Origin of the sequence: Streptomyces sp. TRM70350 (assembly GCF_019219825.1) — a bacterium.
Taxonomy (GTDB): Bacteria; Actinomycetota; Actinomycetes; order Streptomycetales; family Streptomycetaceae; genus Streptomyces.
This window is the reverse complement of sequence record NZ_JAHUXH010000003.1, coordinates 1-18,182: the sequence shown is the minus strand read 5'-3', so window position 1 is coordinate 18,182 and position 18,182 is coordinate 1. Positions and strand designations below refer to the sequence as shown.

At 72.8% G+C, this 18,182-nt stretch carries 14 protein-coding genes and 2 pseudogenes; 5 read left to right on the top strand and 11 right to left on the bottom strand.

Translation table 11 applies throughout. The annotated features are described in order from the left end of the window. Positions 1-9: 9 nt before the first annotated feature. Together KWI83_RS06065 and KWI83_RS06060 are read right to left on the bottom strand one after the other, a co-directional pair. Complete coding sequence (locus tag KWI83_RS06065; protein ID WP_218513248.1) at positions 10-636, bottom strand: NUDIX hydrolase; 627 nt, start codon at positions 634-636, stop codon at positions 10-12. A 95-nt stretch (positions 637-731) separates the two neighbouring features. Next, entirely contained in the window at positions 732-2,381 is a 1,650-nt protein-coding gene (locus KWI83_RS06060) for a CTP synthase (RefSeq protein WP_218513247.1), read from the bottom strand. A gap of 502 nt (positions 2,382-2,883) precedes the next feature. On the opposite strand from KWI83_RS06060, the gene KWI83_RS06055 reads away from it, so the two are divergent. The 3 genes from KWI83_RS06055 (at position 2,884) to KWI83_RS06045 (ending at position 7,864) form a co-directional block, all read left to right on the top strand. Then, a complete protein-coding gene (locus KWI83_RS06055) occupies positions 2,884-4,686 on the top strand; it encodes a glycoside hydrolase family 15 protein (RefSeq protein ID WP_218513246.1) in 1,803 nt (600 codons plus the stop codon). An 87-nt stretch (positions 4,687-4,773) separates the two neighbouring features. Continuing rightward, on the top strand, positions 4,774-6,150 hold the full coding sequence (locus KWI83_RS06050; RefSeq protein ID WP_218513245.1) for an FAD-binding oxidoreductase: 1,377 nt from the start codon (positions 4,774-4,776) through the stop codon (positions 6,148-6,150). Between the two features lie 67 nt (positions 6,151-6,217). Further along, the gene (locus tag KWI83_RS06045) at positions 6,218-7,864 is read left to right on the top strand and encodes a PucR family transcriptional regulator (protein ID WP_218513244.1); all 1,647 of its coding nucleotides are present in this window, start codon (positions 6,218-6,220) and stop codon (positions 7,862-7,864) included. An 81-nt stretch (positions 7,865-7,945) separates the two neighbouring features. Here the strand turns inward: KWI83_RS06045 and KWI83_RS06040 are convergent, their stop codons facing one another. The 6 genes and pseudogenes from KWI83_RS06040 to KWI83_RS06015 form a co-directional block, all read right to left on the bottom strand. Next, entirely contained in the window at positions 7,946-9,082 is a 1,137-nt protein-coding gene (locus KWI83_RS06040) for a glycosyltransferase family 4 protein (protein ID WP_218513243.1), read from the bottom strand. A 196-nt stretch (positions 9,083-9,278) separates the two neighbouring features. Continuing rightward, a pseudogene (locus tag KWI83_RS06035) lies at positions 9,279-10,045 on the bottom strand (hypothetical protein). Between the two features lie 19 nt (positions 10,046-10,064). Continuing rightward, positions 10,065-11,807: a DNA repair protein RecN gene (recN, locus tag KWI83_RS06030; protein ID WP_218513242.1), complete on the bottom strand. Its 1,743-nt coding sequence runs from the start codon at positions 11,805-11,807 to the stop codon at positions 10,065-10,067. Between the two features lie 150 nt (positions 11,808-11,957). Next, positions 11,958-12,863, bottom strand: a complete 906-nt coding sequence (locus KWI83_RS06025) for an NAD kinase (protein ID WP_218513241.1) — start codon at positions 12,861-12,863, stop codon at positions 11,958-11,960. Next, on the bottom strand, positions 12,860-13,675 hold the full coding sequence (locus KWI83_RS06020; RefSeq protein ID WP_218513240.1) for a TlyA family RNA methyltransferase: 816 nt from the start codon (positions 13,673-13,675) through the stop codon (positions 12,860-12,862). Before KWI83_RS06020 ends, KWI83_RS06025 begins: the two co-directional genes overlap by 4 nt. Positions 13,676-13,682: 7 nt before the next feature. After that, positions 13,683-13,988 carry a hypothetical protein gene (locus KWI83_RS06015; protein ID WP_218513239.1) on the bottom strand — a complete coding sequence of 102 codons (306 nt, stop codon included), beginning with the start codon at positions 13,986-13,988 and terminating at the stop codon, positions 13,683-13,685. Between the two features lie 43 nt (positions 13,989-14,031). Between KWI83_RS06015 and KWI83_RS06010 the strand changes: the two genes are divergently transcribed. Then, the gene (locus KWI83_RS06010; protein WP_218513238.1) at positions 14,032-14,379 is read left to right on the top strand and encodes a sterol-binding protein; all 348 of its coding nucleotides are present in this window, start codon (positions 14,032-14,034) and stop codon (positions 14,377-14,379) included. Positions 14,380-14,421: 42 nt separating this feature from the next. On the opposite strand, the gene KWI83_RS06005 is transcribed toward KWI83_RS06010, so the two are convergent. Then, positions 14,422-15,450 (bottom strand): HAD hydrolase-like protein, encoded by a 1,029-nt coding sequence (locus tag KWI83_RS06005; RefSeq protein ID WP_218513237.1) that lies wholly within the window; start codon positions 15,448-15,450, stop codon positions 14,422-14,424. Between the two features lie 82 nt (positions 15,451-15,532). Between KWI83_RS06005 and KWI83_RS06000 the strand changes: the two genes are divergently transcribed. After that, entirely contained in the window at positions 15,533-16,843 is a 1,311-nt protein-coding gene (locus KWI83_RS06000) for a DUF1015 domain-containing protein (protein ID WP_218513236.1), read from the top strand. An 83-nt stretch (positions 16,844-16,926) separates the two neighbouring features. Here the strand turns inward: KWI83_RS06000 and KWI83_RS05995 are convergent, their stop codons facing one another. Further along, positions 16,927-17,682 (bottom strand): tetratricopeptide repeat protein, encoded by a 756-nt coding sequence (locus tag KWI83_RS05995; RefSeq protein ID WP_218513583.1) that lies wholly within the window; start codon positions 17,680-17,682, stop codon positions 16,927-16,929. Then, a pseudogene (locus tag KWI83_RS05990) lies at positions 17,661-18,182 on the bottom strand (hypothetical protein); the annotation flags it as partial. The pseudogene KWI83_RS05990 and the gene KWI83_RS05995, both read right to left, overlap by 22 nt.

Genomic DNA, 18,182 nt, shown 5'->3' with positions numbered 1-18,182 from the left:
TACGGCGGCTCAGACCTCGAAGGGCCGCGCCGGCCACGGCGCCTGAGCCGGGCGCAGCGCGTCGAGCCCGTCCCCCTGCTGGGCGGCGACCAGCGAAAGGACGCCCACGACCAGACAGTTGTTGTGCAGCTCACCGGCCAGGACCCCGCGTACCAGCTCCTCGACGGGGACCCGCGCGAGCTCCAGGTCGATCTCCTCGTGCTCGGCCTCGAAGCGCTCGCCGTCGGCCTCGGACAGCTCGCGGGCGAGGAAGACGCGCACGGCCTCGTCGCAGCCGCCGGGCGTGGTGTAGACGTCGGCCAGCACCCGCCAGTCCTCGGCCTTGACGTGCGCCTCCTCGTACAGCTCGCGCTGCGCGGCGTGCAGCGGGTTCTCGCCGGGCACGTCGAGCAGGCCGGCGGGGATCTCCCACAGCTTCTGGCGCACCGGGTGCCGGTACTGGCGCAGCACCAGCACCCGGCCGGCGTCGTCGAGGGCGAGGACCGCCACCGAGCCGGGGTGGACCTGGTAGTCGCGGCGCACGACCGTGCCGTCGGGCATGACCACGTCGTCCGTGCGGACCGAGGTCTTGTTGCCCACGAAGGGGGTGTCCGTCGCCCGGATCTCCCACTCCTCGCGGATGTCCTTGATCGTCATGCCTGTCCTTCCGGGGGGTACCACCAGACGTGCACACAACAGCCGGGGTGCTCACCTTTGAATCCATGCACCCCGGCCACCGTACAACCGGTGTGTTACTTCGAGTTCTTCCGCTCGACCGCGGCCTTCACCAGCCCGGCGAACAGCGGGTGCGGACGCGTCGGCCGGGAGCGCAGTTCCGGGTGCGCCTGGGTGGCGACCAGGTACGGGTGGACGTCGCGCGGGTACTCCACGTACTCGACGAGCTTGCCGTCCGGGGAGGTGCCCGAGAAGACGATGCCGGCCTTCTTCTCCAGCTCCGAGCGGTAGGCGTTGTTCACCTCGTAGCGGTGCCGGTGCCGCTCCTCGACGTACTCCTTGCCGTCGTACACCTCGCGCACGATGGAGCCCTCGGCCAGCTTGGCCGGGTACATGCCCAGGCGCATCGTTCCGCCCATGTCGCCCTCGCCCGCGACGATGTCGAGCTGCTCGGCCATGGTGGAGATGACCGGGTGGGAGGTGGCCGGGTCGAACTCGGTGGAGTTGGCGTCGGCGATCCCGGCCAGGTTGCGCGCGGCCTCGATCACGATGCACTGCAGGCCGAGGCAGAGGCCGAGCAGCGGGATCCTGTTCTCGCGGGCGTACTGGATGGCGCCGACCTTGCCGGAGACGCCGCGGTCGCCGAAGCCGCCCGGGACGCAGATGGCGTCCACGTCGGACAGCTGCGCCTCGGCGTCGGCCGGGGTCCGGCAGTCGTCGGAGGTGACCCACTTGATCTTCACGCGGGTCTTGTTGGCGAAGCCGCCCGCGCGCAGCGCCTCGGTGACCGAGAGGTAGGCGTCCGGCAGGTCGATGTACTTGCCGACGAGAGCGAGGGTGATCTCGTGCTGTGGGTTGTGGACACGGTCGAGCAGGTCGTCCCAGGTCGTCCAGTCCACGTCCCGGAACGGCAGGTCGAGGCGGCGGACGGCGTAGGCGTCCAGGCCCTCGGAGTGCACGACCTTGGGGATGTCGTAGATGGACGGCGCGTCGGGGCAGGCCACGACGGCGGCCTCGTCGACGTCGCACATCAGCGAGATCTTGCGCTTGATGGCGGTCGGCACCTCGCGGTCGCAGCGCAGCACGATGGCGTCCGGCTGGATACCGATGTTGCGCAGGGCGGCGACCGAGTGCTGGGTCGGCTTCGTCTTCAGCTCTCCCGAGGGGCCGATGTACGGCAGCAGCGAGATGTGCACCACGAAGACGTTGTCCCGGCCGACCTCGTGCCGGACCTGGCGGACGGTCTCCAGGAACGGCAGCGACTCGATGTCGCCGACCGTGCCGCCGACCTCGGTGATGACGACGTCCACGTCGTCGGTGGCCATGCGGCGGATGCGGTGCTTGATCTCGTTGGTGATGTGCGGGATGACCTGCACGGTGTCGCCCAGGTACTCGCCGCGCCGCTCCTTGGCGATCACCGTCGAGTAGACCTGGCCGGTGGTGACGTTGGCGGTGCCGTCCAGATCGCGGTCGAGGAAACGCTCGTAGTGGCCGATGTCCAGGTCGGTCTCGGCGCCGTCGTTGGTGACGAACACCTCACCGTGCTGGAAGGGGTTCATCGTGCCCGGGTCGACGTTGATGTACGGGTCGAGCTTCTGCATCACGACGCGCAGACCCCGGGCCTTGAGCAGCATGCCGAGGCTGGAGGCGGTCAGGCCCTTGCCGAGAGAGGAGGCGACACCCCCGGTGACGAAGATGTGCTTGGTCGTCGAAGATTTGGGCGGCATGGCCAAGAGGAGGCTCCCGTGGTCTCGGTCTGGGGGTGCGGGGCGGCTGCCGTGCCGGGCTTCGCCGGGGGTGCCGTCGCTGCGGTCGGGGGTTTCGTGCCCACCGGTCCACGGGCTACCAGGGTATCAGCGCGACGGCCCGATGGCGCCCGCCCACGCTCCGCGCACGGCCCGCCACGTATGCGTACCGCTCACCTGTTTCTCACCCGGTGCTCACTCGTTCGGCGCAGGCGCGTTGCCGGGAGCGGCACGCAGATCATCTACGTGCGTCGTATCCTGCTCGGACACTCGCTGCCGAGCCAGCCGGCCAACACGGCACCACCCCCGCCCGTAAGCACCGGAACAACAAGAGCTCGTCAGATCGTTGAGCGACGACGGTCGTTTTGCCTCCGGGCAGGGCGACGGTTTTACTTCACAGCTCAACGACGCATTACAACGACCCCTTGACCGCACTAGCGAAAGCCCCCTATGGGGCTACGTGGCCGTTCGACTGGAGTTGCACGTGGCCGGGCGCATCGAAGACTACGCACTCATCGGAGACATGCAGACCGCTGCCCTGGTCTGCCGGGACGGCACAGTCGACTGGCTGTGCCTGCCCCGCTTCGACTCGCATGCCATCTTCGCCGGTCTGCTGGGCACCGAGGAGCACGGATTCTGGCGGATCGGCCCCGCGCACGCGGCCGACGCCGAGCCGCCGACCGCCGCCCGCCGGGGCTACCGCGGCGACTCGCTGATCCTGGAATCCGAGTGGGACACCCCGCGCGGCACGGTCCGCGTGATCGACTTCATGCCGCCGCGTGACGGGGCCCCGCAGCTGATCCGGATCGTGGAGGGGGTCTCGGGCCGGGTGCCGATGCGGTCGGCGCTGCGGATGCGTTTCTCGTACGGCCGGATCGTCCCGTGGGTGCACAAGCACGAGGGGCGGACGGTGGCCGTCGCCGGTCCGGACTCTGTGTGGTTCGACACATCCACCGACACCTACGGCAAGGCGCTGACCACGTACGCGGACTTCACGGTCGCGCCCGGCGACCGGATCGCGTTCACCATCTCCTGGCAGCCCTCGCACAAGCAGCCCCCGCCGCTGCCGGAGCCGGAGCAGTCGCTGGAGGCGACGGAGGACTTCTGGCGCGAGTGGGTCGAGCACTGCACGTACCACGGCCCGTACCGCGAGGCGGTGATCCGCTCCCTGATCACGCTGAAGGCGCTGACGTACGCGCCCACGGGCGGCATCGTCGCCGCGCCCACGACCTCGCTCCCCGAGGAGATCGGGGGCGTGCGCAACTGGGACTACCGCTACACCTGGCTGCGCGACGCCGCGATCACGCTGTCCTCGCTGCTGCGCACCGGCTACCGCGAGGAGGCCCGCGCCTGGCGCGAGTGGCTGCTGCGCGCGGTCGCCGGTGACCCGGAGAACCTGCAGATCATGTACGGCATCGCGGGCGAGCGCGAGCTGGGCGAGGCGGAGCTGGACTGGCTGCCCGGCTACGAGAACTCGGCCCCGGTCCGGGTCGGCAACGGCGCCGCGCACCAGCTCCAGCTCGACGTGTACGGCGAGGTCACCGAGGCCCTGCACCTGGCCCACATGACCGGCCTGGCCCGCAGCGACTACGCCTCGCTGCTCCAGCTCAAGCTGATCCGCTACCTGGAGGACCACTGGCAGGAGCCGGACGAGGGCATCTGGGAGGTGCGCGGCCCGCGCCGCCACTTCGTGCACTCCAAGGTCATGGCCTGGGTCGCCGTCGACCGCACGATCAAGCTGCTGGAGTCCGGCGACGCGGACGGCCCGCTGGAGCGCTGGAAGGAGCTGCGCGACGACATCCACCGGGACGTGTGCGAGAAGGGCTACGACAAGGAGCGCAACACCTTCACGCAGTCGTACGGCTCGAAGGAGCTGGACGCCTCGCTGCTGCTGATCCCGCAGATGGGCTTCCTGCCGCCGGACGACAAGCGGGTCATCGGCACCATCGAGGCCATCCAGCGCGAGCTGTCCACGCCGGACGGCTTCATCCTGCGCTACCCGACCTCCGGCGAGGACGCCGGCGTGGACGGTCTCCCCGGCGACGAGGGCGCCTTCCTCGCCTGCTCGTTCTGGATGGCCGACGACCTGGCCATGATCGGCCGCGTCGACGAGGCCCGCCGGCTGTTCGAGAAGCTGCTGTCACTGCGCAACGACCTCGGCCTCCTCGCCGAGGAATGGGACCCGCGCCTGCAACGCCAGGTGGGCAACTTCCCGCAGGCCTTCAGCCACGTTCCGCTGATCGACACGGCCCTGCGGCTGACGGCGTCGGGGGCGTACGGCGGCTGAGCGGGCCGTGAGGGCTGGGCCCGCCCGAGTCACCGGCATTGGCCCTAGGCTGGAACCGCACCTGCCCTTCCCGGGAAGGGGGCGGCCATGTCCTCCAAGGCGCACACAGCTCTCGTCGAGCTTCGCGAGGATCTCGACGGCGACGTGTTCGCCCCGTGGGATCCGGGCTACGACGCCGCCCGGGCCGTATTCAACGCCATGATCGACCGGCGGCCCGCCGTGATCGCGCAGTGCGCGCACGAGGCCGACGTCGTCCGGGCGGTGCGGTTCGGCCGGGAGCTGGACCTCAACATCGCGGTGCGGGGTGGCGGGCACAGCGTCGCGGGCATGGGGACGAACGACGCCGGTCTGGTCGTCGATCTGCGCCGGATGCACGGCGTGACCGTCGACCCCGCGGCCGAGGCGGTCCGCGTCGAGGGCGGCGCCACGATGCGCCATCTGGACCGCGCGACCCAGCCGTACGGCCTCGCGACCACCGGCGCCCGGGCCTCCACCACCGGCGTCGTCGGCTCCGTGCTGGGCGGCGGCAGCGGCTGGCTGGAGCGCTCCTGCGGTCTCGCCGTCGACAACCTGCTCGGCGTCGAACTGGTCACCGCGAGCGGCGACCGCATCCACGCGAGCGCCGACGAGAACCCGGAGCTGTTCTGGGCCCTGCACGGCGGCGGCGGCAACTTCGGCGTCGTCACCGCCCTCACCCTGAAGCTCTACGAGGTGCCCGAGTTCGCCCTCGCCCTCGTGCTGTACCTCCCGGAGCACGCCCGCGAGGCGATCCGCACCTACCGGGAGGTCATCGGCTGCGGACCACTGGAGGCGAGCGGCGCCGTCGTCTGCCGGACCGGCCCTCCCGCCGGCTTCGTACCGCCGCCGCTGGTCGGCAGGCTGCTGTGCTGTGTGCTGCTGACGTACGCGGGGTCCGAGGAGGACCTGCGCAAGCTGGCCGAACCCCTGCTGGCGCTGCCGCACGAGGGGGAGGTCGTCTCCGCGGTCCCGTACGCCGACGTCCAGTGCCTGCTCGACGCCCCGCCCGGCCTGCGCAACCACTGGTCGGCGGAGTGTCTGTCCGGCGCGCCGGACGACTTCCTGGACGTCTTCTGCACCCTCGCGGACTCCCTCCCCGTGCCGACGGCCACCCGGCACACGCTGTTTCCCCTGGGCGGCGCGGTCGCCGACGCCCCCGACGACCACCCGGTGCCCTATCGGGACGCGGCCTGGGCCGTGCACCCCTTCGGCAGCTGGGCGGACCCGGCGGACGACGAGCGGTGCATGGGCTGGGTGAGGGACGTCCGCGCCGCCGTCCGGCCGTGGAGCACCGGCGCGGTCCACCTCAACTTCGTCGGAGACGAGGGCCGGGACCGGGTACGGGCCGGTCTGGGCCCGCACAACATGTGGCGGCTGGGTGTGGTGAAGCGGCGGTACGACCCGGACAACGTCTTCCGCTTCAACCACAACATCAAGCCGCTGTAGCCCGGATCATCAGGCCGCTGCAGCCGGGAGATGCCGCCGGAACGTCCGCGCAGGTAGCGTCCGCTGCATGGACAGCCGATTCGACAGCACGGGCGCCGGGATCACCGTTCAACGGGCACTGGAGCTGCCCGGCCTGCGCAGCGGGCTCCCCGAGGTGCTCGCGGGCGCGGAGCGGCTGCAGCGGACCGTGCGCTGGGTACACGCGGGCGAGGTGCCGAACATCGCCTCCCTGCTGAAGGGCGGCGAACTGCTGCTGACCACGGGATACGGCCTCGGCACCCGCCCCGCGGACCAGCGCGCGTTCGTCCGCACCCTGGCCGAGCGCGGCATCGCGGCCCTGGTCGTCGAGCTCGGCCCCCGCTTCACCCGGCTGCCCGCCGCCCTGGTCGAGACGGCCCGCACGGCCGGTCTGCCGCTGGTCCAACTGCACCGCGAGGTGCCGTTCGTGACGGTCACCGAGGAGATCCACACCGAGATCGTCAACGGGCACTACGCGCTGCTGCAGCGCGCGGAGGAGGTGCACCGCCGCTGCACGGAGGCCCTGCTGGGTGGCGGCGGCATCCCGCAGGTCCTCGGCATCCTGGCCGACTTCAGCGGCAACCCGGTCTTCCTGGAGACCACCGACGGCCAGCTGCTGTACGCCGCCGGGGCCGGGCCCGAAGGGGCGGAACCGCTCCAGGTGTGGGAGGGGCTGCGCGGCCAGCACAAGGACGCCCCGCCGGCCGGGTCGGTGCTGGTGGACGTGCCGGGCGGCGGCCCGGGAACGGGCTCGGTGCGGGCGAGGCTGGTGCTGCTGCCGGTGCGCGCGCCGCTCGCGCCGGTGCACCGGATCGCCGCCGAGCGGACCGCGGGCATCCTGGCCGTGGTGCTGATGCAGGCCCGCCAGGAGGAGGAGCTGGCCGCGCGCGGGCGCGGCGACTTCCTGACCGACCTCGCCGAGGGCCGGATCACCGCCGAGGACGCCCCGGCGCAGGCGCGTGTGCTGGGCTTCAAGCCGGGCGGCGGCCCGCTGCTGCCGGTGGTCATGCGGCTCGGTGACGCGCTCTCTCCCGGCGGTGGCTGGGCGGTGCTGGCGCGTGCGGTGTCGGAGGAACTGGCCTCGGTGGGCGTGCCGGTCCTGCTCGGCGTACGACCGGTGGAGGGCCGGGTCCTGGTGCTGCTCGGCCTGCGCTCGGAGTCGGAGCGCTCGGCGGTCGCCGACCGGGTCACGGCGGCGCTGCGGGCCGGAGTGGAGCGGGCCGGGATGCAGCGTCCGGGGGCCCAGCCGCCGGTCGTGGTCGTCGGGGTGCCCGGCGGCTGGGCGGCGGCGTCGGCGGGGCTGCGGCACGCGGCGGAGACGGCGACCGCCGCGCAGGGGCTCACGGACCGGCCCTGGTACGACGCCCGGCGTCTGGACATCGACCTGTTGCTGTGGCGGTTGCGGGACCATCCCGACCTGGCGGCGTTCGTGGACCGGGCGATCGGGCCGGTCCGGGACCACGACAGCCGTGCCAAGCCGCCGCTGCTGCCCACCCTGGAGACCTACCTCGCGCACGCGGGACGCAAGGCGGAGACGGCCCGCGAGCTGCACCTCAACCGGCAGACGCTGTACAACCGCCTCGCCCGGATCGGCGAGTTGCTGGGCACCGACCTCGACGACCCGCAGACGGTCCTGGCGTTGAGCCTCGCCCTGCGCGCCCGTCGGCACGTCGGCCAGAGCAGCGGCGTCGGCTAGGGCCTGTCGTCGGGATCATGCCGACGTCGCGCGGACCCCCGGCACGCGCTCAAACGCTTGGCAGATGCCAAGAGCTGTCGGTCAGATCAGTGGCCGGGGCTGCGTCAACTCGTCGTACACGCTGAGCACTTGGGCGACCGTCTCGTCCTCGGTCGGCCAGGTCGCCGCCTGCCGCAGCCCCTTCTCCCGCAGCAGCTCCCGCCGCTCGGGATCGCCGAGCAGCCGGACGACGGCGGCGGCGAACGCCTCCGCGTCCTCGGGCGGGACGAGTTCGGCCGCGTCGCCGACGAGCTCCGGGACGCCGCCGACGGCGGTGGCGACCAGCGGCACGCGCGCGTGCAGGGCCTCCTGGGCGAGCACGGAGCGCGGCTCCCACCGGCTCGGCAGCAGCGCCAGATCGGCGGCGGCGAGCAGCTCGCCCACGTCGTCGCGGCGGCCGATGAGGCGTACCGGCAGCCCCTCCTCCTCGATCCGGCGCTGCAACACCGCGCGCAACGGTCCCTCGCCCGCGACGGCGACCAGCGGCACGGGATCGAGCCCACGCCACGCGCGGGCGGCGTCGAGCAGGACGTCGTAGCCGCGCTGCGGGTCGAGGGAGCCGACGGCCATCAGCAACGGGCGTCCGATGGCGCCGAGTTCGGCGCGGATCTTGGGGCGCGCCAGGTCGGGTTCGTCGGGCTCGGCGGATGTGCGGCGCCCGGGCAGGGCGACGGCGGCGAGCCGGGCGTCACGCGCGCCGGCCTTGCGGGCGCAGTCGACGAGGTCGGACGTGGTGCCGAGGACCACGGCGGCCGCCCGTACCACCCGGCGCTCCAGCACGCGCAGGAAGTGGGCGCGCGCCCCCTGCGCGTGGGCGCGGTTGTGCCAGGTGACGATCAGCGGTGTGTGCCGTCCGGCCAGGGCGAGCGCGGCCCGGAACGAGGCGTGCAGCCCGTGCGCGTGCACCAGGTCGGCGCCCGTGCAGGCGGCTCGCAGCGCCGCCACCGATCCCGGGTCGCTGCTGCGCGGCACGTGGACGTGCTCGGCGCCGGCCCCGCTGAAGTCGTAGGTGCGATCCGCCTCGACGGGGGCGCACACCGTGACCCGCACGCCCCTCGCGGCCAGCCCCGCGGCCAGCGAGCGCACATGCGCGCTGCTGCCGGCGTTGCCTCCGCCCAGCACCTGCACGGTGCGCAGCGGCGACTGGCCGTGCGGAGAGTGGCTGCTCACGGGGGTCACGTGGCCGGGGCTCCTGGGTTCGGCGTGGGACGGTCACGACGGTCACGGAGAAACGTACAGAAGGATGCGACGGAGGGGGTGTACCGCGCGACGTCCTCCGCGTACTCGCCCAAGGATGCCAGGATGTACGGCTGTTCCGGCAACGCGGGAGATCACACGCTCCCACACGCCGGGGCAACGCGCCGCCCCGTGTCACTCACCCGAGTGACCTCGCAAGCCCACTCACCCGGTCCCCGCACACCGCCGCGACCACGACGCCGACCGCGTGACCGACCAGCCCGGCCCGCCCGTCGGCCGCGGCGACAGCCGCCCCGAGGGCGGCACCCAGCGCATGCGCTCCCGTGTCCCCGATCATCACACGTTCCCCGAGATCGTCGGGCAGCACGGCCCCGGCCGCCCCCATCGCGACGGCGGCCAACTCCGCCGCCCCGGGCCTCTTCCGCAGCAGCCCGGGCGCCGCGAGCGCGACGACCGCCCCGGCGGCCCGCCCCGGCCGTACATCCACCAGGTTGACGACATGCGCGGCCCCGGCGATCACGATCCCCGCCAGCACCTTGTCGAGCGGCCGCTCCTTGAGCGCCGCGCCCGCGAGCAGCCCCGCCGCACCGATCCCGAACAGCTTGACGGCCCCGCTGGTGACCTCGCCGTCCCGCAGCGCGGCCAGATGGGCCCGGAAGCCACGCCGGTGATCCCCGGCCACGTCGTCGTACCGCCCCACACGCGCCGACGGCGACCAGGGCGGCTCCGGCGAGCGGGCTCACCCGTCCGACGCCGACGGCCGTGGCCAGGGCGGTGGCGGGACCGGCGTACAACTCCACGGCCCGTCCGGCGTGGTTCTTCCGCTCCCAGCGCTCACGGCCGCCGGGGGCGGTGGTGGCGCAGGGCGGTGAGGGCGGCGCGGGTCAGGGCGGCGGTGACCGCGAGGGAGGCGGTCCTCGGCGCGCGACCCAAACAAGTGATCATCGCGCAACCGTACGACCTGCTAGACGTCCGCCCGAGCGGTCTCCAGCAACTCCTCCGCATGCGCCCGCGCCGTCTGCGAGTCCTCCTGACCCGCCAGCATCCGGGACAGCTCCCGGATCCGGTCCTCGCCCTCCAGCACCTTCACACCGGACCGGGTCACCGACCCGTCGTTCGTCTTCTCGACCAGCAACTGCCGGTCGGCGAAGGCGGCCACCTGCGGCAGGTGCGTCACCACGACGACCTGCGCGGTCTTCGCCAGCCGGGCCAGCCGCCGCCCGATCTCCACCGCGGCCTTGCCCCCCACACCGGCGTCCACCTCGTCGAAGAGGTACGTCGGCACCGGATCCGTCCCCGCGAACACGACCTCCACGGCCAGCATCACGCGCGACAGCTCACCGCCGGACGCCCCCTTGGCGATGGGCCGGGGCGGCGCACCGGGGTGGGGCGCGAGCAGCAGCTCGACCTCGTCGGCACCCGACGGCCCGTACGCCACCGGACGGCCGCCGACCTCGACGCCGTCCGGGTCCTCGGTCTGCCGGATGGCGAACGACACGCGCGCGTGCGGCATGGCGAGCGAGGCCAGCTCGGCGGTCACGGCGGCCGCGAACCGCTCGGCCGCCTCCGTCCGCGCGTCCGTCAACGCCTGGGCCAGCCCGCCGAGTTCGGCGCGCAGCGCGTCCCGCTCGGCGGTCAGCTCCCCGATCCGCTCGTCGTCGCCGTCGAGTTCGGTGAGCCGTGCGGCGCCCTGCTCGGCCCAGGCGAGCACGGCGTTGATGTCCTCGCCGTACTTCCGGGTCAGCGCGGTGAGCGCGGCCCGCCGCTCCTCGACCGCCGCCAGCCGCAGCGGATCGGCGTCCAGATCGTCGGCGTACCCCGCCAACTCCCCCGCCACATCGCCCAGCAGGATCCCGATCTCCCCGATCCGGTCGGCGAGCGCCGCCAGCGCCGGGTCGTGCGACCGTACGGCCTCCAGCGCCCGATGCGCGCCTGCGACCAGCGTCGAGGCGTCGACGCCCTCGGGGTCCTCCGGATTGCCCGCGAGCGCCACGTGAGCGGCCGTGGCGGCGGACGCCAGCGCCTCGGCGTGCCCCAGCCGCTCTGCCTCCTCGGCCAGCTCCACGTCCTCCCCGGCCCGCGGCTCGACGGCGGCGATCTCGTCGAGCCCGTACCGCAGCATGTCGGCTTCCTGAGCCCGTTCACGCGCGCGCATGGTGATCTCTTCGAGCTCGGCGGAGACGGCCCGCAGCCGCCGGTAGGCCTCGGAGTACTTGGCCAGCGGCCCGGCGACCGCGTCACCGGCGTACCGGTCGAGCGCCTGCCGCTGCCGCGACAGCTTCAGCAGTCCCTGCTGGTCGGTCTGCCCGTGCACGGCCACCAGCTCGTCGGCGAGCTCGGCCAGCACCCCCACGGGCACGGACCGCCCCCCGAGATGCGCCCGGGACCGCCCCTCGGCGGAAACGGTACGGCTGATCAGCAGGGCCCCGTCGTCGAGCTCGGCCCCGGCCTCCTCGGCCCGTACGGCGACCGAGGCGTCCGCGGGCACGGTGATCCGCCCCTCCACGACCGCCTTGTCGGCCCCGATCCGCACGAGCGCCGGATCCGCCCGCCCACCCAGCAACAGCCCCAGGCTGGTGACCACCATGGTCTTGCCCGCACCCGTCTCACCGGTGACAGCGGTGAACCCCGGCGACAGCTCGACGACGGCATCGTCGATGACTCCGAGCGACCGTATCCGCATCTCCTCCAACACGGACACGACCATACGAGGTCCGGGAGCAGAAGTGCACGCGGGCCACCCATGTCACCCACGCGAGTGCACGCCGGGGAAGGGGCGCGGGGCTGTGTCGATATGCGGCTCCGCCGCGTGGGCGCAAGAAACCACACACCACCCGCACTCGACCACCGGCATCAGCTAATGCGGAGCCCCCCGCCACCCAGAAACAGGCAACGCAAACTTGGCCACCAGCCGATCCGTGAACGAAGCATGATGCAGCCGAGCCAGCCGTACCGGCACAGCCCCCCGCCGCACCTCGACCCGCGCCCTCGGCGGCAACTCCACGGTCCGCCGCCCGTCACACCACAGAACCCCCGGCGGGATGTGCGGCAGCACCTCCACCGCAAGCACCGAATCCGGCGACGTCACCAACGGCTTCGCGAACAACGCGTGCGCACTGATCGGCACCATCAACAGCGCCTCCACCTCGGGCCACACCACAGGCCCACCAGCGGAAAACGCATACGCCGTCGACCCGGTGGGCGTCGACAGCACGATCCCGTCACACCCGAACCCGGTCACCGGCCGCCCATCGATCTCGAGAACGACCTCAAGCAGCTTCTCGGCGCCCGCCTTCTGCACGGCCGCCTCGTTCAGCGCCCAGTCGGTGTGCACGATGTCCCCGTTGCTGAGCACGACGACGTCGACCGTCATCCGCTCCTCGACCTCGTACGCCCGCGTCACCACCCGGTCGACGACCTTGTCCAGGTCGTCCCGCTCGGCCTCGGCGAGGAAGCCCACCCGCCCGAGGTTGACGCCGAGCATCGGCACCCCGGACGCCCGCGCGAACTCCGCGCCCCGCAGCAGCGTCCCGTCACCGCCGAGCACGATCAGCAGCTCGCACCCGTCGAGGCACTGCGGAGTCGCCTCCTTGACCAGCTCCACCTCGTCCGGCAGCGGCAGATCACGCGCCTCCGCCTCCAGCACCCGCACGCCGATGCCGGACCGCAGCAGCCCCTTGACCACCAGCTCTGCGCTGCGCACGGCCGCGGGCCGTCCGGTGTGGGCGAGCAGAAAAACAGTACGAGTTCGGTTCGCTGTCAACGCGGCCCCTCCGCAACTGCACGGTCGACGTCGGCCGGGTCCAGTCGGGGAGCCCCGGCCCGCAGCCACAGAAAGTACTCGACATTCCCCGAGGGCCCGGGCAGCGGACTGGCCGTCACGCCCTTCACCCCGAGCCCCAGCTCCCAGGCCCGCTCGGCCACCGCGCACACGGCCTCGGCCCGCAGCTGCGGACTCCGTACCACTCCCCCGCTGCCCAGCCGTTCCTTGCCCACCTCGAACTGCGGCTTGACCATCATCACCAGGTCGGCGTCCGGCCGTACACACCGCACGAGGGCGGGCAGGACCAGCCCGAGCGGGATGAAGGACAGATCCCCCACCACAAGATCCACAGGTTCCCCATCGATCGCTTCAAGCGTCAACTCCCGTACGTTCGTACGGTCCTTGACGGTGACGCGTTCATCGCGCTGCAGAGTCCAGGCGAGTTGTCCGTATCCGACGTCCACGGCGACGACATGCGCGGCCCCCGCCCGCAACAGCACATCGGTGAAACCGCCGGTGGAGGCCCCGGCGTCCAGCGCCCGCCGCCCCTCGACGACCAGCCCCTGCGGTACGAAGACCTCCAGTGCGCCCGCGAGCTTGTGGCCGCCCCGGGACACGTACTCGGGATCGCTGTCGTCGGCCGCGACGACGATCGCCGCGGCGGTCTCCACCTGGGTGGCCGGTTTGGTCGCGACCGTCTTGCCGACGCTGACCCGCCCGGCGGCGATCAGCCGGCCGGCGTGCTCGCGCGAGCGCGCGAGCTTCCGGCGGACCAGCTCCGCGTCGAGACGGCGGCGTGCGACTCCTGCCACGTTCGGTTCAGCTCCTATGTCCGTACGACGGTGAGGGCGCCGGAGGTCCCGGGCGGGCGTCGAGCGCGGTGAGCGCGTCGCGCAGCCCCCGATGTACATCCTCGTACACCTCGACGTGTCCGTCGGTGGCCAGGTGGTCGGCGTCGGCCAGCCGCTCCAGCCGGTCGTCCACCTCGGCGTTGCCGGTGTGGGTGCGGGGCACGCCGAGCGGGGCGGGCGCGGCGGGGTCGTGCTCGGGTCCGCCCGCGGGACCGTCCTCCGCGGCCGTCGGTTCCTCGGGCGCCTGGGGCGCCTCGGGCGCTGAGTCGTTCATGCCCCGAACGCTACCGCGAAGCCCTGCGGTACCGTCGGTCGCGATGGCGACGATCGAGGAGTGCCGCGCGGCACTGGAGAAGCTCTCGGACAACATGCGGCACGCCGAGGGCGACGTCGGTGCGGCTGCCGCCATGGACCGGTCCGTGAGCTGCCACATCACCGACCTGGACATCACCTTCGTCGGCCGTATGCGGGACAGGCGGATCACGGTGCACGACACCGTCCAGGGCCCGCCGCCCGAGAAGGCCCAGATCAGGCTGGCCATGGCCGGAGACGACCTGGTGGCCCTGGTGGACGGCGAGCTGCACTTCGCCAAGGCCTGGGGCTCGGGCCGGGTGAAGCTGGAGGCGAGCCTGCTGGATCTGTTCCGCCTCAGGAAGCTTCTGTAGCGGCGACCTTCTTGATGTCACCCCGACCCGCACCCCACCCCGCTACAACGCCAGCCTCGCCAACGCCTTCCCCCCGTCCAGCTCACAAACCCCTTCCCCAGCAGCAGTCCAGGCCGCCGCACACAGCGCCCGCAATCCGTCCAGCGCCTCCCCCTCACCGTCCAGCTCCAGCCGCCCGTCCCCGGCCGTCGCCGTCCAGCCACCACACCGGAAGCCCGCCCCGGCCTCGACGACCTCCGGCTGCCCGGCGAGCATCCCCCGCAGATCCGCGTCGACATACGTCGGCCGGTGCTGCGGCGGCGCGGCGAGCAGCTGCGGCCCGTCGGTCACCCCGGTCAGCACGAGCAGCGAGTCGACGCCGCCGTTGAACGCGCCCTCGATGTCCGTGTCCAGCCGGTCCCCCACCACCAGCGGCCGCCGCGCGCCCGTCCGCAGGATCGTCTCCCGGTGCATCGGCGGCAACGGCTTGCCCGCCACCTGCGGCTCGGCACCGGTCGCGATCCGCACCACCGCCACCGCCGCCCCGTTGCCCGGCGCGATCCCGCGCGCGCTCGGAATCGTCAGGTCGGTGTTCGACGCGAACCACGGCACCCCGCGCGCGATGGCATAACACGCCTCGGCGAACCGCCCCCACGGCAACTCCGGCCCGCCGTACCCCTGTACGACGGCGGCCGGATCGTCATCCGCCGACTCCACCGGCACGAGCCCCCGCTCCCGCAGCGCCACCCGCAGCCCCGCGCCACCGACTACGAGCACCCGCGCCCCCGCGGGCACCTGCTCGGCGATCAGCCGCGCGACCGCCTGCGCCGAGGTGATGACGTCACCGGCCTCCGCCGGTATCCCCAGCTCCGTCAGGTGCGCGGCCACGGCGTCCGGCGTCCGCAGCGCGTTGTTCGTCACGTAGGCGAGATGCATCCCTCCGGCACGGGCGGCCACGAGCGAGTCGACGGCGTGCGCGATCGCCTCCCCACCCGCGTACACCACCCCGTCCAGGTCGAGCAGCGCCGTGTCGTACGCCTCGCTCAGCGCCCGCCCGCTGCCCTCGGGCCTGGTCCTGACCTGCTGGCTCATTCCCCACCGCTCCTCGGTCCACCTGCTTTCTCCCGATCATGCCCTACGCCACTGACACCCACGGCACACGTACGATGCCGGGATGAACACAGCAGGTCACCCGGAAGCAACGACGCGCCGAGACCTCGAACTCACCCCGTTCCGAGGCCTTGAACTCACCCCGTTCCGAGGCCTTCGCTACGACCCCGACCGGGTCGGCAGCCTCGCGGCCGTGACGTCCCCGCCGTACGACGTCGTCGTGCGCCCCGACGGCGTGCACCACTTGCAGTCGGCGGACCCGCACAACATCGTCCGGCTGATCCTCCCCGAGGCCGACACTCCCACCGCGCGCAACGCCCGGGCCGCCGACACCCTGCACCGCTGGCTCACCGAGGGCGTCCTGACCGCCGACCCCGAACCCGGCCTCTACGTCTACGAACAGTACGACGGCAACGGCATGCTCCAGCGCGGAATCATCGGCGCCCTGCGCGTCTCCGATCCGTCGGAGGGCGTGGTCCTGCCGCACGAGGACGTCATGCCGCACATCGTCGCCGACCGCGCCGACCTGATGCGCGCCACCTCCGCGAACCTCGAACCCCTCCTGCTGACCTACCGCGGCAACGGCCGGGCGGCCGACGAGGTCGTCGAACGGACCGCCGAGAAACCCCCGCTCCTCGCCACCACCACCGAGGACGGCTTCAGCCACCGCCTCTGGTCCGTCACCGACCCCGACGACGTGGCCCGCGTCCAGTCCGACCTCGCCCACCACCAGGCCCTCATCGCCGACGGCCACCACCGCTGGGCCACCTACCTCCGCCTGCGCGCCGAGCACCCCTCCCCCAGCCCCTGGGACTACGGCCTGGTCCTCCTGGTCGACACCGCCCGCTACCCCCTGCGTGTCCGCGCCATCCACCGCCTCCTGCACGGCCTGCCGGTGCCCGACGCCCTGTCCGCCCTGCACGGCCACTTCCGCGTACGCCGCGTGGACGCACCGCTCCCCGAAGCCCTCACGGCCCTCGCCGAGGCCGCGGCGTCAGGCAACGCCTTCCTGCTCGCCGGCGACGGCGAGTTCCACCTGGTCGACCGTCCCGACCCGGACCTGCTGACGCGCACGATCCCCGCCGACCGCCCCGAGGCATGGCGCACCCTCGACGCCACGGTCCTGCACGCCACCCTCCTCGACCACATCTGGCACGTCCCCGAGGACTCCCCCGCCCACATCGCCTACATCCACGACGCGGCGGCCACGGTCCGCAAGGCGGAACGCGGCGGCGGTACGGCGGTCCTGCTGCACCCGGTCCACGAGGACGTCGTACGAGACCTGGCCCGCCAGGGCGTCACCATGCCCCGCAAGTCGACGTCGTTCGGCCCCAAACCGGCGTCGGGCCTGGTGCTACGCGCCCTGAACATCTGACGCACAGGCGCCGCACACACGAGCCCATACGAAGGGGGCGGGACCCCCGAAACGGGGATCCCGCCCCCTCTCACACCCGCACGTCAGTCCCGGTCGCCGCCCTCGGCGGAGTCCGGGTCGCCCTTGACCTCGCCCTCGTCACCCTCGTCCTCCTGGCTCTCGTCGAGGGCGTCGACGAACTCCACGCCGTCCAGCTCGGCCAGCCGGTCCGAGGCATCCGTGCTGCCGTCCCGGTCCGCCTCCACGGCCTTCGCGAACCACTCCCGCGCCTCACGCTCCCGCCCGGCCGCGAGCAGCGCGTCGGCATACGCGTACCGCAGCCGCGCGGTCCACGGCTGCACGGAGCTGGAGGCCAGCTCCGGGCTCTGCAGCGTCACGATGGCCGCGTCGAGCTGCCCCATGTCACGCCGGGCACCGGCCGCGACGAGCCGCATCTCCACCTGCCCGGCCTTGTCGAGCTTGTGCACCTCGGGCGCCCCGGCCATGTCCAGCGCCTTCTCCGGCCGCCCGAGCCCACGCTCGCAGTCGGCCATGACAGGCCACAGTTCCACGGTGCCGGTCATCCGCCGCGCCGCACGGAACTCGGCCAGCGCCTCCGCGTACTTCTGGTTCGCATACGCCGCGAACCCGGCCGCCTCTCGTACGGCGGCAACGCGCGACGCCAGCCGCAGGGCGACCCTGGAGTAGCCGTAGGCCCCCTCGGGGTCCTCGTCGATCAGCCGCGCGACCATGACGAGGTTCTTGGCGACGTCCTCCGCGAGCGTCTTCGGCAGACTCTGCAGCTCCTGGCGTACGTCCTTGTCGATCTCGTCGCCGGTCACGTCCTCCGGGATCGGCAGCCGCTTGATGGGCTCACGGTCCCGCTCCCGCTCCTCACGGAACCGACCGCCACCGCGCCGGTCATCACGCCCGCGGAAGCCACCGGGCCGACCGCCACGGTCGTCCCGCCGGGGACCGCGTCCACGGTCGTCCCGCCCTCGGAACCCACCACGCTCACCCCGGTCTTCACGCCGACCGTATCCACCACGGTCCCCACGATCGTCCCGCCGGAAGCCACGTTCACGGTCGTCGCGCCGATCATCACGGCGATCATCACGGCGATCGTCACGTCGGCCGTATGCGCCCCGGTCGCTGTCGCGACGGTCGTCACGCCGGTCCTCACGCCTGTCGTCACGACGGAACCCGCCGCGGTCATCGCCGCGGCGATCGTCGCGGCGGAACCCGCCACGGTCGTCACCACGCCGCTCGTCACGACGGAAGCCGCCACGGTCATCGCCACGCCGGTCATCACGGCGCTCCCCGCGGTCATCGCGGCGGAACCCGCCGCGGTCGTCACCAC

What these genes read in the sequence shown, in the direction of transcription:
- KWI83_RS06065 (WP_218513248.1), bottom strand. Translation starts at nt 636, where the DNA reads ATGACGATCAAGGACATCCGCGAGGAGTGGGAGATCCGGGCGACGGAC.
- KWI83_RS06060 (WP_218513247.1), bottom strand. Translation starts at nt 2,381, where the DNA reads ATGCCGCCCAAATCTTCGACGACCAAGCACATCTTCGTCACCGGGGGT.
- KWI83_RS06050 (WP_218513245.1), top strand. Translation starts at nt 4,774, where the DNA reads ATGTCCTCCAAGGCGCACACAGCTCTCGTCGAGCTTCGCGAGGATCTC.
- KWI83_RS06045 (WP_218513244.1), top strand. Translation starts at nt 6,218, where the DNA reads ATGGACAGCCGATTCGACAGCACGGGCGCCGGGATCACCGTTCAACGG.
- recN (WP_218513242.1), bottom strand. Translation starts at nt 11,807, where the DNA reads ATGGTCGTGTCCGTGTTGGAGGAGATGCGGATACGGTCGCTCGGAGTC.
- KWI83_RS06015 (WP_218513239.1), bottom strand. Translation starts at nt 13,988, where the DNA reads ATGAACGACTCAGCGCCCGAGGCGCCCCAGGCGCCCGAGGAACCGACG.
- KWI83_RS06010 (WP_218513238.1), top strand. Translation starts at nt 14,032, where the DNA reads ATGGCGACGATCGAGGAGTGCCGCGCGGCACTGGAGAAGCTCTCGGAC.
- KWI83_RS06005 (WP_218513237.1), bottom strand. Translation starts at nt 15,450, where the DNA reads ATGAGCCAGCAGGTCAGGACCAGGCCCGAGGGCAGCGGGCGGGCGCTG.
- KWI83_RS06000 (WP_218513236.1), top strand. Translation starts at nt 15,533, where the DNA reads ATGAACACAGCAGGTCACCCGGAAGCAACGACGCGCCGAGACCTCGAA.